Source organism: Pararhizobium sp., from assembly GCF_965279435.1.
GTDB lineage: Bacteria > Pseudomonadota > Alphaproteobacteria > Rhizobiales > Rhizobiaceae > Pararhizobium.
The window spans coordinates 1,761,902-1,774,511 of sequence record NZ_CBDIHY010000003.1; the positions used below are offsets into that span (position 1 = coordinate 1,761,902).

Here is a 12,610-nt window from a genome sequence, read left to right on the forward strand (position 1 = left end):
AGATACGCATGAATTTTCGTCTGAAAGAGCGGCTTGGCAAGAAATTCGACGAGGAAATCCGTTTCTTCAAGGGCTGGCGCAGCAATATGAAGGCTGTCGGCTCGATCGTGCCGACATCCGGCATCACCGCGCGGCGGATGGCCAGCGTCGTCAATCCGCATTCGGGCCTTCCCGTTCTTGAGCTTGGACCCGGCACCGGCGTCATCACCAAGGCGATCCTGCAGAAGGGCGTTCAGCCGGAAAATCTGGTGTCGATCGAATTTTCCACCGATTTCTATCAGCATCTGGTCAAGACCTACCCGGAGGTCGATTTCATCAACGGCGACGCCTTCGATCTCGACAAGACGCTTGGCGCGCGGCGCGACCAGCAGTTCGACAGCGTCGTTTCCGCCGTGCCGCTTTTGAACTTCCCGATGCATATGCGGGTTTCGCTGATCGACGATCTTTTGTCGCGCATCCCGGTCGGCCGCCCGGTTATCCAGATTTCCTACGGCCCGCTCTCGCCGGTTGTCGCGATGCCGGATCGCTACCAGATTTCCCATTATGATTTCGTTGTCCGCAACATTCCGCCGGCGCAGCTGTGGGTTTACCGCAAGACGCATTGAGGCCTGTCGATGTTCGGGGTTTACATAACCCATCCGCAAATCCGACTGGAGCCGGATGTGCCCGTGCCACGCTGGGGACTGTCGGAGGTCGGCACTGCGCGGGCCGAAAGGACGGCGCAGAAGAGTTGGACAAGGCAGCTTTCCCGCATTCTTTCCAGCGACGAGACCAAGGCACTGGAAACGGCCGCGATTCTTGCGCGTTCGAGCGGTGTGGATGTCGAGGTCCTGGAGCAGTCCGGTGAAAATGACCGCTCGGCCACCGGTTTTCTCGTGCCTGAAGAATTCGAAAAGGCTGCCAACTGGTTCTTCGCCAATCCCGAACAGAGTTTCCATGGCTGGGAGCGGGCGATTGATGCCCAGAAACGGATTGTCACAACCGTCACGTCTATGCTGGACCGGCATGATCCGGCAAAGCCGATCGCCTTTGTCGGACATGGCGGTGTCGGCACGCTGCTAAAATGTCACCTGGTCGGTCTGCCGATTTCACGCAGCCACGATCAGCTGGCGGGTGGCGGCTGTCTCTACGCATTTTCCCTTGCAGACCGTTCCCTTGCATGCGACTGGACCGCCATGGAGCTCTGGCAAGGATGGCAAAAATGACTGTGACCGCACGTGACCGGCTGATTGTCGGGCTTGATATCCCAACCATCGGCGAAGCAGAGGTTATCGTCAAAGCACTTGGCGATGACGTGCTGTTCTACAAGATCGGCTACCAGCTGGCCTTTGCCGGTGGTCTCGAATTTGCCCGCGATCTCGCCGCAGACGGCAAGAAGATTTTCCTCGACATGAAGCTGCTCGATATCGACAACACGGTGGCCAAGGGCGTCGAGAACATTGCCAAGATGGGCATGTCGATGCTGACGTTGCATGCCTATCCGAAGGCGATGAAAGCGGCTGTTGAGGCGGCAAAAGGCTCTGATCTCTGCCTGCTCGGCGTCACCGTGCTCACCTCGATGGATGAGCAGGACGTCATCGACGCCGGTTATCAATACGACCCCCATGCGCTGGTGCTGCGCCGTGCCGAACAGGCCCGCGCCGCTGGCATGGGCGGCATCGTCTGCTCGGCCGAAGAATCCTCCGCCGTCCGCAAGATTGTCGGCCCGGATATGGCGATTGTTACCCCCGGCATCCGCCCAGCGGGCAGCGACAAGGGCGACCAGAAGCGTGTCATGACACCGGCCGATGCCTTGCGCGCCGGCTCCAGCCATCTCGTCGTTGCCCGCCCGATCGTCCATGCCGCCGATCCGCAGGCTGCGGCCCTGGCTATCCTTGCTGAAATGAGCGGTGCACTCTGATCAATTGCTGTTGTTTTCGATGGTGTTTGTCGGATCGGAATTGCGAATGAGCGCCGCTCCGCCACCGATCAGGCGATTGCCTGTCACGGTGTTGAACTGCGCGAAGTCCTGCGAACTGAGGCTGCTGCCGAAGGGATGGGCAGGGTCGCGGAAGCAGTAGCGTTGCGCGCCACGGCGTGAATTCAGCCAGACGGCAGGTTTTGCCAGAAATGCTGTTTGGTATTGGAAGGTATTACCGGAAATCGTGTTGTATTGCGGTTTCTGGTGGCGGATCGTTCCGCCTTCGCCGCAGTTGCGATAGACGAAAATGCCGCCGTTCACCGGGTTGGTGAACGTATTGCCGGAAATGACATTGCGGGCGGAGCTGTCGATGGCAATTTGTTCGCGCGATTTTGTTTGCACCGAAAACGTATTGTTGGTGATCGTGTTGTTGGCAGATTCGGCATCGAGATACATCGCTGTCACGCCGGTGCCTGTCAGTTGCGAGCGGGTGAGCGTGACCTGCGTCAGCCCGGGTCCGAGATAGAGCGGGATGGGACCATCGCCGGTCAGCTTCAATCGGGAAAACATTATCCGGGTGGGTGCGGCCGCCTGTGCCTTCTGGGTGTGGTCGGCGTTCAGCGATGAAAGCTGAACCTGCTTGGCCTGTCCATTCGCACCAAGGCCCTGCAGGCGGATGGATCCCGTGATGCTGCAATTGGTGATGGTCATATCGGTGGGAACGTCCCAGCTGCCATCGGCTTTCTTCACAGACTGAATCTGGATCATCGGCTTGTTGATGCCAAGCGCTTCGAGCGTGTCTTCGGTGATGGTTGCCCCACCGCAGTCGAGCGTGGTTCCCGACGCTTTGCTGCCCGCATAGATGATCCGTTTGGTAATCACGTCATCCCGTTGAAGCGTGATGCTGCAGGTCAGTTTGATCGTCGAGCTTGCTGCCGTTGCCGGGGCTGTCAATGTCGAGCGCACTCCAGCGCTGCATGCGGCAGCCTTTAGTGCCGTCACGGGGGTAGACTGGGCCATCACCCGTCCTGAACCGGCGGTTGTCAGGAAGGCCAGCGTACAGAGTGATGCAACTGTTTTGAAAAATACTGCGTTCTTCACAAAAACGTCCCACTGCTCGCTCAGCTGCCGACCACCAGCGGTTGCGGCAGGGGCCATTTTATCCGTCTTGACCGCCCAGACAATTTGGCGGAGAAACCACGGGAATACTGCCATCTTGCGACGAATTGAGGGAGATTGCCATGGCCAAGGGGTACTGGATTGCGCGGGTCGATGTCCGCGATGCCGAGCGTTACAAGGATTACGTTGCTGCGGCCAAGCCGGCGTTCGAGAAGTACGGCGCTAATTTTCTGGCGCGGGGTGGTGCTTTCCAGCGTCTGGAGGGTGATGTGCGTGCCCGCAATGTTGTGATCGAATTCCCGTCGCTGCAGGCCGCGATCGACTGTTATCACTCCCCGGAATATCAGATCGCTGCCGCAATCCGCCAGCAGGTCGCCGATGCTGAAATGGTCGTTGTCGAAGGCGTCTGATGCGCTGCAGCAACTGCGGCGGAAAGCGGCAGCAAAGCCATGGTGATAAGCCTTTCCGTTGCCCGATGATTGGGTTATGTAGCTCATATACGCCATACTGCAGATCAGGAGTGCCTGTGCCATGACTTTGTCCAATCTCCCGCCGCTCGTCACCGTTTTCGGCGGTTCCGGGTTTGTCGGCCGGCATGTCGTGCGGGCCCTGGCCAAGCGCGGCTTTCGCATTCGCGTCGCCGTTCGCCGCCCCGATCTAGCAGGTTTCCTGCAGCCTCTGGGCAATGTTGGCCAGATTTCCTTCGTTCAGGCCAACCTGCGCTACCGCAAGTCGGTCGATGCGGCCGTTCACGGTTCCGATCACGTCGTCAACTGCGTCGGCATCCTGTTTGAGGCCGGGCGCAACACGTTCGACTCGGTCCAGGATTTTGGCGCCCGCGCCGTGGCTGAGGCCACGCGTAGCGTCGGCGCAACACTGACGCATGTGTCCGCCATCGGTGCCGATGCCAATGCTCAATCGCTGTATGCCCGCAGCAAGGGCCGCGCGGAAAAGTCGATCCTCGATATCGTTCCTGAAGCCGTCATTCTGCGGCCGTCGATCGTCTTCGGGCCGGAAGACGGCTTCTTCAACAAGTTTGCCGAAATGTCGCGCTTCTCGCCGGTCCTGCCGCTGGTCGGTGGTGGCAATACGGCGTTCCAGCCGATCTATGTCACCGACGTTGCCGAAGCCGTTGCCAAATCCGTCGAAGGCAAGGTTGCCAGGGGCCGGATCTACGAGATCGGCGGGCCGGATGTTCTGACCTTCAAGAACTGTCTCGAAATTCTCCTGAAGACCATCGATCGCAAGCGCACCCTGTTGCCGATCCCCTTCGGCATCGCATCCCTGATCGGTTCCGTCGCCTCGATGATCCCGCTCATCACGCCGCCGCTGACCGTCGATCAGGTCACGCTGCTGAAGAGCGACAATATCGTCTCTGCCAAGGCGCAGACCGAAGGACGCACGCTTGAGGCGTTCGGCATCGAGCCGACCTCGGTCGAGGCCGTGCTGCCCTCCTACGTGGTGCGCTATCGCCCGCAGGGCCAGTATACCCGTTCCGGCAGCGCTGCCTGATCTCGCGGCCTACAGCTTGAAAATCCGTTGTTGAACAAGCCGCCGGTACCCACCGGCGGTTTCTTTTTGACCGTCACAGAATAAAACGTTGCAGTTCTGCCTCACTTAAAAAAGCGATTGGTCTTTACCGTCGATTCAACATGTATCGATATTGATAACGACAGTTCCAGCACATACACAGCAGCCGCGCCGCATTGTTCACCCAAGGAATAACCGGCGCCGTCACATCATCTTGAGAGGCACATTTTTATGGGCAAGTCGATCGCGATTTTCTTTGCGTGCGCGGCACTTATCGTCCTGGCTGGATCCTTCGTTGCACCGAAGACGGTCGCCAGCAATCACAGCGGCTGCGCCCCGGCGTATGGCGTCGATCCTTGCACGACCGCGTCGATCGGCACGCTCGCAGCAGAATAAGAGTTTCCGCCTTCTGATGAAGGCGGCACGGACTATGGCGGGGGCCAGGGGCCGCATGCATCCTCTTCAATGAGGTGCATGCGGTTTTTTATTGGGCTTAGCCGAACAGCCAGAGGCCGATGAGGCCGGCCGTTCCGACGAGGATGCGCCAGATGGCAAAGGGTGCAAAGCCCCGGTTCGAGACGAAGTTCAGAAGCGACCGCACCACCAGCAGCGCCGAGACGAAGGCGGCGATGAAGCCGACGGCAATCAGCGTCACGTCGTCGAAGTTGAGTGCATCCCGGTTCTTGTAGAGATCGAGCGTGAAGGCGCCGAGCATCGTCGGCATCGCCAGGAAGAACGAGAATTCGGCAGCCGAACGCTTGTCGGTTCCCATCAGAAGCGCACCGGCAATCGTTGCGCCGGAGCGCGAGGTGCCGGGGATCATCGCCAGGCACTGGAAAAGACCGATCTTGAACGCCAGCGAGGGTGGATAATCCATGATGTCGCGATATATCGGCTTTAGAGGCATGCGGTCGATCGCATAGAGAATGACGCCGCCGACGATCAGGACGATGCAGATCAGCACCGGTGTTTCGAACAGAACGGCCTTGATGAAGTCATGCGCGATGGCGCCGATCACGGCAGCCGGCAAAAAGGCGAGCAGGACCGAGAGAACAAAACGCCGGGCCTTGGCGCTGGACGGCAGGGCAAGGGCGATGGAGAGGAGCCGCTGGAAATAGACCAGCAGGATGGCAAGGATCGCACCGAGCTGGATGAGAACGGCAAAGGTATTGCCGGGGGACTTGAAGCCAAGGAAATGTCCAGCGAGCAGGACATGGGCGGTTGACGATACCGGAATGAATTCGGTGAGGCCTTCAATAAGGCCAAGGATAAGCGCACTGATGATCGATTGATCGGCCATGAATTAAGCTTCCCTGAAGCATTGGAGGTTAGGCTCTGGGGCCAACGAAGGGCATTGGCTGATTCGCTTGTGTTTGCGGCAGCAAGTTCCTATAGCTTTTTCTAACACACCGTGGCCAGACGAAACCGCCATGACACACCCATCCCCTCCCAACCGAACTGACGAAATCCGATAGCTTATGCCGACACTTTATCACCACCCAATGTCCACATCCTCCCGGTTCGTCCGCCTGATCCTGTCGGAATACGGCTATCAGACGGAACTGGCGGAGGAGCAGCCCTGGGAGAAGCGGCGGGATTTCCTGACGCTCAATCCGGCGGGCACATTGCCGGTTTATGTCGATGACAGCATGCGGGCGCTCTGCGGTGCGATGGTCATTTCCGAATATGTCGACGAAACCCATGGCGTGCTGAAGCGCGATCGCCGGCTTCTGGCGGAAGACCCCTTCCAGCGCGCGGAAATCCGCCGGCTGGTCGAATGGTTCCTGCAGAAGATGGAAGCCGACGTGACGCGGCCTTTGGTGCGGGAGCGCATCTTCAAGTTGCAGATGACGCCTGATCAGGGTGGCGGTGCACCGGACTCGAAAATGCTGCGCACCTCGCGCTCGAATATCCGTCAGCATCTGAAGTATCTGGCCTGGCTTGCTGGATCGCGCACCTATCTGGCCGGCGACCGGCTGTCCTATGCCGATCTGGCCGCTGCGGCTGCTGTCTCGGTGCTGGATTATCTCGGTGAAATCGACTGGTCGGAAGCGCCAGCCGTCAAGGACTGGTACCAGCGTCTGAAGTCGCGCCCATCGTTCCGCCCACTGCTGGCTGAGCGTGTACGTGGCGTCACGCCGGTTTCCCATTACGCCGACCTCGATTTTTAAGGAGCGGTCCTGTGCCCGGCAATGCGCTCCTTGAGGAGAAGCATGACAAGCGGCGCCGGACGCTCACCAGCTTCCTGAAGGACGAGGCTCGCGACAAGGGTTTTGACGTCTGCCGGGTGACGCTCCCCGATACCATTCCGAAAGCACCGGAGCGCCTCGCCGATTTCCTCGCTGAAGGCTATCACGGCACGATGGACTGGATGGCCGAAACGGCCGACCGCCGCGCCGATCCCCGCGTCCTCTGGAGCGATGTGCGCTCCGTCGTGCTGTTCGGCATGAATTATGGGCCGGGCGAAGATCCGCGTTATCTTCTCGACAGGCCGGAACTCGGCGCCATCTCGGTCTATGCACGCAATCGCGATTATCACGACGTGATCAAGGGCAAGCTGAAAGAGGTGGCGACACGGTTTGCCGCAAGGGCAGGCGAGGACGTCAAGGTGTTCGTCGATACCGCACCTGTGATGGAAAAACCGCTTGCCGAGCAGGCGGGCCTCGGCTGGCAGGGCAAGCATACCAATCTCGTCAGCCGCGAGTTCGGCTCCTGGCTGTTTCTCGGCAGCCTGTTCACCACGGCCGAACTTTCGATCGATATGCCGGAGCGCGATCACTGCGGCTCCTGCCGCGCCTGTCTTGATGCCTGTCCGACCGATGCGTTTCCCGCCCCCTACCGGATCGATGCCCGCCGCTGCATCTCCTACCTGACGATCGAGCACAAGGGGCCGATCGACCCCGCTATTCGCCCACAGATCGGCAACCGCATCTATGGCTGCGATGACTGTCTGGCCGCCTGTCCATGGAACAAGTTTGCAGCCGCTGCCTCCGAGATGAAGCTGAAGGCACGTGAGGATCTGAAGGAGCCGCCGCTATCGTTTCTGCTGACGCTCGATGATCCGGCATTCCGCACGTTCTTTTCCGGCTCTCCGGTCAAGCGCATCGGCCGCGACCGGTTCGTTCGCAACTGTCTGATCGCTGCCGGCAATTCCGGTGAGACCAGGCTGATCGAACTCTGTCTTACCTTGTCCGGCGATGCCTCGGCGACGGTGCGGGGCATGGCCGTCTGGGCGTTGTCACGGCTGATGACGGCTGGCGATTTCTCTGATTTTGCGGCAAGACGGCAAGACGAGACCGATTCCGGGGTTCTCGCCGAATGGAAACTGGCAGGAGTTGTCTGATGCATGTTCTGGTTCTGGGCGCCGGTTTTTCCGGCTCGGCGATCGCCAAGGCTTTTTTACCGCTGGCGCAATCGGTGACCGGAACGACACGCTCCGAGGACAAGCTTGCGGGTTTACGCACTTTCGGCATCGATGCCCTTATCTATGACGGTTCGGTGATCTCACCGGAGCTCGCTGCCGTCATGAAGCGCACGACCCATCTGATTCAGTCGATTGCGCCGGGCCGTGATGGCGACCCGATGATGCGTCCCGGGGCACCGTCTCTTGCCGAGCTGATGCCCAATCTGGAATGGGCGGGTTATCTGTCGACGGTTGGCGTCTATGGCGACCATGGCGGTGCCTGGGTGGCGGAGGATGCGTCTCTGGAGCCGGTCTCCGCCCGTTCCGTCGAGCGGGTGGCGGCTGAAGAGGCCTGGCTTGAATTTGGCCGGGGTCATGACATTCCCGTGGCGGTGCTGCGTCTGTCGGGCATCTATGGCCCCGGCCGCAATGCGTTCTGCAATCTTGCGGCCGGGACAGCGCGCCGGCTGATCAAGCCCAATCAGGTTTTCAACCGCATCCGTGTCGAGGATATTGCCGGTGCCGCCGTCTTTCTCTCCGGGCGGTCGATCGGCGGTGTCTTCAATATCACCGATCACGAGCCCGCGCCGCCACAGGATATCGTTGCAGAGGCCGCTCGGCTGATGGGCGTGGAGCCGCCTCCCGAAATGCCCTTCGAAACCGCTGAACTTTCGCCGATGGCGCGGTCGTTCTACGGAGAGAACAAGCGCGTCTCCAATACACGTCTGCGTGATCTCGGATTCGTCTTTCGCTTCCCGGACTATCGGATTTCGCTAGCGGATTTATGGAGCGAGGGCCGCTGGCGCGACTGATCTTTCAAGTAACGAATTCTCTTGAAAGTCTATGCTGCGTCCCCGGCAGGTATGGTTAACAATCTTCAAATATCGTTCTGAAACAGCGCAGCTGATCTGTAAAGATGGCAAGAAGAGCTCCGGGCACGCCTTAATTTCATGCACCCATAACGGGAATGTGAGATTATTCTTCTCGGAAATTGGTTAAATTCTGCCAATTTCAAAAAATTGAATCCTTTTTATTGGGCCAAGAGACGTTCACGCTGACGTGAACGTGTCTTTCCAGTCTAACGACTGAATCCAAAGCATTTCTGCAGCTTTATGACGGAATTTCAAAATTTCGTAATTTGAATTTTTCGTAGATCGTCAAATAGGTCCTAATGCAACGTTAAAGGTTGAAGCACTTTTTCGCCATTTTTCGCCCCGACAACCCGAACCTACGTAAGGCTTAACTAAATTTCGAGTGAAGGGGTCATCTTTTGATCAAGATGAAATTCATGTCTGTTGCTTTGGCGGCAGTTTTTACCTTGGGGGCAACTGTCACAGCAGTGACGCCAAGCCAGGCAGCACCTGGTCAGTCGAAGGTAACACCAGCCACGGCCGGTAACTGTGGCGGCGCTTCCTGGTATGCTCTGACGTCGCGCACAGCGTCCGGTGAGCGGATGAATGCCAGCTATCTCACGGCTGCTCACCGCAATCTCAGGTTCGGCACCAAAGTCGCCGTCACCAACAAGCGCAACGGCAAGACTGTCGTCGTTCGCATCAATGATCGTGGCCCCTTCATTCGCGGCCGCGTGCTCGATCTCTCCAAGGCCGCCGCTTCGCATATCGGCATGGTCAGCTCCGGTACCGCCAGCATCTGTTATCGCGTCGTCAGCTGATAAAACACACCTGTCCGGAAATTGTTCCGGATGGATTTGATACGGGTTTAACGGAAAGGCGCTGCCGTCCGTCGTAACCCACAGCCTCCCATCTGGTCAGCATTCGTCATACGCCAGCACCTCCCGGCTTGCTCTTGACGGCCATCACCGCTACCACGGCGGAAAATGGAGTTTTAAAGATGCGACTGGGTGGCAGGCTCGCCGGAGCCATTGAGGTTCTTGCCGATATCGAAACGCGCAAGCGTCCCGTTGCCGATGCCCTCAAGGATTGGGGGCTGGCGCACCGCTTCGCCGGGTCCGGCGATCGTGCTGCGATCGGCAATATCGTCTATGACGCGCTGCGGATGAAACTCTCCCATGCCTATCTGATGGACAGCGATAGCGCCACGGCGCTCGGCCACGCCGTCATGTTTCGCCAGTGGGGCGTTTCGCCCGAACAGCTGGCTGGTGAACTGGAAGGCGACAAGTTCGCGCCCGAGCCTCTGTCTGCGGAGATGGTTGCTGCGTTTGCCAGCCGCAAGCTCGAAGATGCGCCGCTGCATGTTCAGGGCGATATCCCGGAATGGGTCCAGCCGTCGTTTGAAGAAAATTTTGACGAAGACTGGCTTGAGGAAGCACAGGCTTTGGCCGGCCGTCCGGCGCTTGACCTGCGGGTCAACACATTGAAGGCAACACGCGACAAGGTGCTCAAGGCGCTGGATCGCAGCGCGGTTGAGCCGACGGCGATTGCCCGCAACGGTATCCGCGTCAAGGCAGGCGAGGGCGCCTCGCGCCTTCCCAACGTCACCGCCGAAATCTCCTTCGAGAAGGGCTGGTTCGAGGTTCAGGACGAGGGTTCGCAGATTGTCGCCGATCTCGTCATGCCGAAGGAAAATGACCAGATTCTTGACTATTGCGCCGGCGGCGGCGGCAAGACGCTGGCCATGGCAGCCGCGATGAACAACAAGGGCCAGATCCACGCCTACGACACCGACCGCAAGCGTCTGGCCCCGATCATCGAGCGTCTTAAGCGCGCCGGCACCCGCAACGTGCAGGTCCATGACCGGCTGGACGGCCTGATGCCGTTTACCGGCAAGTTCGATCGCGTTCTGGTCGATGCGCCATGCACCGGCACCGGCACCTGGCGCCGCCGCCCGGATACCAAATGGCGGCTGACGCAGAAGAACCTCGAAGAGCGGCTTGGTCAGCAACAGGAAGCCCTTGCAGGCGCTGCATCCTTCGTGCGTCCCGGTGGTCATCTGATCTATGTGACCTGTTCGGTACTGCCGGAGGAAAACGAGGCGCAGGTCTACGCGTTCTGCGAGGATAATCCCGAATTCGAAATCCTCTCTGCCGCCGACGCCTGGGCCGATCTCTATGGCACCGACAAGAGGCAGCCGTGGTCTGCAGATATGAAGACCGTGACACTGACGCCAGCATCGACCGATACCGATGGCTTCTTCTTCTGTGTGATGGGCCGCAAGAACTGAGCCCTGATTGAGGTTTCAGATAGGCTCGTCGCAGCAGTCGCGGCGGGCTTTTCTGCCGCACCCCTCATTGAAAACATTCTAAACTATACACTTTGACACAAGTTTGGTTTTGGTTCATGAAAACCCGGCTGAACAGCGACGCCTATCACGGGCCGCGCGGCTTGCGCGACCGGCGATACCGGGCGGCGGGAACACCGGATTCATTCGGGAAAGATATCAGGAGAGGCCATGACCAAATCATTCCTTCGCGGCGCCGCGCTGGCGCTTGCTACCGCAACATCGATGCTGGCGCTGCAGTCGGCGCATGCTGCAACCGATGCTGCCGCAGTCGTCAAGCACTATGCCGATGTGGCTCACGCGAAATTTTCGGATGCTCTTTCGACCGCAGAAACGCTCGACAAGGCCGTTGACGCGCTGATCGCCACCCCCAGCGAAGCAACGCTGAAGGCCGCCCGCGAAGCCTGGCTTGCCGCCCGCAACCCCTATCAGGAAACCGAAGTCTATCGTTTCGGCAACCCGATCGTCGATGAGTGGGAAGGCAAGGTCAACGCCTGGCCGCTGGACGAAGGCCTGATCGATTATGTCGATCCGAGCTACGGCGCGGAAAGCGACGAGAACGCGCTGTTCACCGCGAACGTTATTGCCAACAAGTCGATCAAGATCGACGGCAAGGATGTGGATGCGACCAATATCACCCCGGAATTCCTGTCAGGCACGCTGCAGGAAGCAGGCGGCATCGAGGCGAATGTGGCCACCGGCTACCACGCCATCGAATTCCTGCTCTGGGGCCAGGATCTGAACGGCACCGGCCCGGGCGCCGGCAATCGTCCGTACACCGACTATGACACCAAGGCCTGCACCAACGGCAATTGCGACCGCCGCGCCGCTTACCTGAAGGCTGCCAGCGATCTTCTGGTCTCCGACCTCAAGGACATGGTTGCCAACTGGACGCCGGATGGCGCTGCAACCAAGAATGTCGAAGCCGATCCGAAGGCTGGCCTCGGTGCCATACTGACCGGCATGGGCTCGCTGTCCTACGGCGAGCTGGCTGGCGAGCGCATGAAGCTTGGCCTTTTGTTGCATGATCCGGAAGAAGAGCATGATTGCTTCTCCGACAACACCTACAACTCGCATCTTCACGACGCGATCGGCATCCAGTCGGCCTATACAGGCGACTATACCAGGGTCGACGGCACCAAGGTGACCGGCCCGTCGCTGTCCGAACTCGTCGCCGCCAAGGATCCGGCGCTCGACAAGGAAATGAAGGAAAAGCTGGCAACCACGATCACTGCGATGCAGGCCATGGCCAAGCGCGGCGAGATCGTGGAAAAGTACGACCAGATGATCGGCGAAGGCAATACCGAGGGTAACGCCGTCATTCAGGCTGCCATCGATGGCCTCGTTGCGCAGGCCAAGACGGTCGAGCGCGTCATTGCGTCGCTGGAGCTTGGCACGATCGAGCTTGAAGGTTCCGACAGCCTGGATAATCCTAACGCTGTCTTCCAATGAGAAAGCAA

The 12,610-nt window shown here is 59.2% G+C and carries 14 protein-coding genes; 12 read left to right on the forward strand and 2 right to left on the reverse strand.

Annotated features, from left to right (window positions below; translation table 11 throughout):
• Positions 1–8: 8 nt before the first annotated feature.
• The 3 genes from pmtA to pyrF are packed head-to-tail and all read left to right on the forward strand — an operon-like array spanning position 9 to position 1,900.
• Positions 9–605: a phospholipid N-methyltransferase PmtA gene (gene pmtA, locus ACQY8Q_RS14005; protein ID WP_428427128.1), complete on the forward strand. Its 597-nt coding sequence runs from the start codon at positions 9–11 to the stop codon at positions 603–605.
• A 9-nt stretch (positions 606–614) separates the two neighbouring features.
• Positions 615–1,205, forward strand: a complete 591-nt coding sequence (locus tag ACQY8Q_RS14010; protein ID WP_428427129.1) for a histidine phosphatase family protein — start codon at positions 615–617, stop codon at positions 1,203–1,205.
• A 2-nt stretch (positions 1,206–1,207) separates the two neighbouring features.
• Complete coding sequence (gene pyrF / locus ACQY8Q_RS14015) at positions 1,208–1,900, forward strand: orotidine-5'-phosphate decarboxylase (protein ID WP_428429784.1); 693 nt, start codon at positions 1,208–1,210, stop codon at positions 1,898–1,900.
• On the opposite strand, the gene ACQY8Q_RS14020 is transcribed toward pyrF, so the two are convergent.
• Positions 1,901–2,920, reverse strand: a complete 1,020-nt coding sequence (locus ACQY8Q_RS14020; RefSeq protein ID WP_428427130.1) for a right-handed parallel beta-helix repeat-containing protein — start codon at positions 2,918–2,920, stop codon at positions 1,901–1,903.
• Positions 2,921–3,141: 221 nt separating this feature from the next.
• On the opposite strand from ACQY8Q_RS14020, the gene ACQY8Q_RS14025 reads away from it, so the two are divergent.
• The 3 genes from ACQY8Q_RS14025 to ACQY8Q_RS14035 all read left to right on the forward strand — a co-directional run bounded on the left by ACQY8Q_RS14025 (position 3,142) and on the right by ACQY8Q_RS14035 (position 4,945).
• Positions 3,142–3,429 carry a DUF1330 domain-containing protein gene (locus tag ACQY8Q_RS14025; RefSeq protein WP_428427131.1) on the forward strand — a complete coding sequence of 96 codons (288 nt, stop codon included), beginning with the start codon at positions 3,142–3,144 and terminating at the stop codon, positions 3,427–3,429.
• Between the two features lie 121 nt (positions 3,430–3,550).
• Entirely contained in the window at positions 3,551–4,531 is a 981-nt protein-coding gene (locus ACQY8Q_RS14030) for a complex I NDUFA9 subunit family protein (protein WP_428427132.1), read from the forward strand.
• 249 nt (positions 4,532–4,780) lie between these two features.
• On the forward strand, positions 4,781–4,945 hold the full coding sequence (locus ACQY8Q_RS14035; protein WP_428427133.1) for a hypothetical protein: 165 nt from the start codon (positions 4,781–4,783) through the stop codon (positions 4,943–4,945).
• Between the two features lie 97 nt (positions 4,946–5,042).
• Here ACQY8Q_RS14035 and ACQY8Q_RS14040 read toward each other — a convergent pair whose 3' ends face one another.
• Positions 5,043–5,849: an undecaprenyl-diphosphate phosphatase gene (locus ACQY8Q_RS14040; protein ID WP_428427134.1), complete on the reverse strand. Its 807-nt coding sequence runs from the start codon at positions 5,847–5,849 to the stop codon at positions 5,043–5,045.
• A 178-nt stretch (positions 5,850–6,027) separates the two neighbouring features.
• On the opposite strand from ACQY8Q_RS14040, the gene ACQY8Q_RS14045 reads away from it, so the two are divergent.
• From ACQY8Q_RS14045 to ACQY8Q_RS14070, 6 genes are all read left to right on the forward strand, one after another.
• Positions 6,028–6,720, forward strand: coding sequence for a glutathione S-transferase family protein (locus ACQY8Q_RS14045; protein WP_113246739.1), 693 nt, complete (start codon positions 6,028–6,030; stop codon positions 6,718–6,720).
• An 11-nt stretch (positions 6,721–6,731) separates the two neighbouring features.
• A complete protein-coding gene (gene queG / locus ACQY8Q_RS14050) occupies positions 6,732–7,892 on the forward strand; it encodes a tRNA epoxyqueuosine(34) reductase QueG (protein ID WP_428427135.1) in 1,161 nt (386 codons plus the stop codon).
• Positions 7,892–8,764, forward strand: a complete 873-nt coding sequence (locus ACQY8Q_RS14055) for an SDR family oxidoreductase (protein ID WP_428427136.1) — start codon at positions 7,892–7,894, stop codon at positions 8,762–8,764. The genes queG and ACQY8Q_RS14055 overlap by 1 nt, the downstream gene beginning before the upstream one ends.
• 467 nt (positions 8,765–9,231) lie before the next feature.
• Positions 9,232–9,624: a septal ring lytic transglycosylase RlpA family protein gene (locus ACQY8Q_RS14060; RefSeq protein WP_428429785.1), complete on the forward strand. Its 393-nt coding sequence runs from the start codon at positions 9,232–9,234 to the stop codon at positions 9,622–9,624.
• Positions 9,625–9,803: 179 nt separating this feature from the next.
• On the forward strand, positions 9,804–11,093 hold the full coding sequence (locus ACQY8Q_RS14065; RefSeq protein ID WP_428427137.1) for an RsmB/NOP family class I SAM-dependent RNA methyltransferase: 1,290 nt from the start codon (positions 9,804–9,806) through the stop codon (positions 11,091–11,093).
• Between the two features lie 228 nt (positions 11,094–11,321).
• A complete protein-coding gene (locus ACQY8Q_RS14070) occupies positions 11,322–12,602 on the forward strand; it encodes an imelysin family protein (protein WP_428427138.1) in 1,281 nt (426 codons plus the stop codon).
• Positions 12,603–12,610 lie beyond the last annotated feature (8 nt).

What these genes read in the sequence shown, in the direction of transcription:
- pmtA (WP_428427128.1), top strand. Translation starts at nt 9, where the DNA reads ATGAATTTTCGTCTGAAAGAGCGGCTTGGCAAGAAATTCGACGAGGAA.
- ACQY8Q_RS14010 (WP_428427129.1), top strand. Translation starts at nt 615, where the DNA reads ATGTTCGGGGTTTACATAACCCATCCGCAAATCCGACTGGAGCCGGAT.
- ACQY8Q_RS14020 (WP_428427130.1), bottom strand. Translation starts at nt 2,920, where the DNA reads ATGGCCCAGTCTACCCCCGTGACGGCACTAAAGGCTGCCGCATGCAGC.
- ACQY8Q_RS14025 (WP_428427131.1), top strand. Translation starts at nt 3,142, where the DNA reads ATGGCCAAGGGGTACTGGATTGCGCGGGTCGATGTCCGCGATGCCGAG.
- ACQY8Q_RS14030 (WP_428427132.1), top strand. Translation starts at nt 3,551, where the DNA reads ATGACTTTGTCCAATCTCCCGCCGCTCGTCACCGTTTTCGGCGGTTCC.
- ACQY8Q_RS14035 (WP_428427133.1), top strand. Translation starts at nt 4,781, where the DNA reads ATGGGCAAGTCGATCGCGATTTTCTTTGCGTGCGCGGCACTTATCGTC.
- ACQY8Q_RS14040 (WP_428427134.1), bottom strand. Translation starts at nt 5,849, where the DNA reads ATGGCCGATCAATCGATCATCAGTGCGCTTATCCTTGGCCTTATTGAA.
- ACQY8Q_RS14045 (WP_113246739.1), top strand. Translation starts at nt 6,028, where the DNA reads ATGCCGACACTTTATCACCACCCAATGTCCACATCCTCCCGGTTCGTC.
- ACQY8Q_RS14055 (WP_428427136.1), top strand. Translation starts at nt 7,892, where the DNA reads ATGCATGTTCTGGTTCTGGGCGCCGGTTTTTCCGGCTCGGCGATCGCC.
- ACQY8Q_RS14060 (WP_428429785.1), top strand. Translation starts at nt 9,232, where the DNA reads ATGAAATTCATGTCTGTTGCTTTGGCGGCAGTTTTTACCTTGGGGGCA.
- ACQY8Q_RS14065 (WP_428427137.1), top strand. Translation starts at nt 9,804, where the DNA reads ATGCGACTGGGTGGCAGGCTCGCCGGAGCCATTGAGGTTCTTGCCGAT.
- ACQY8Q_RS14070 (WP_428427138.1), top strand. Translation starts at nt 11,322, where the DNA reads ATGACCAAATCATTCCTTCGCGGCGCCGCGCTGGCGCTTGCTACCGCA.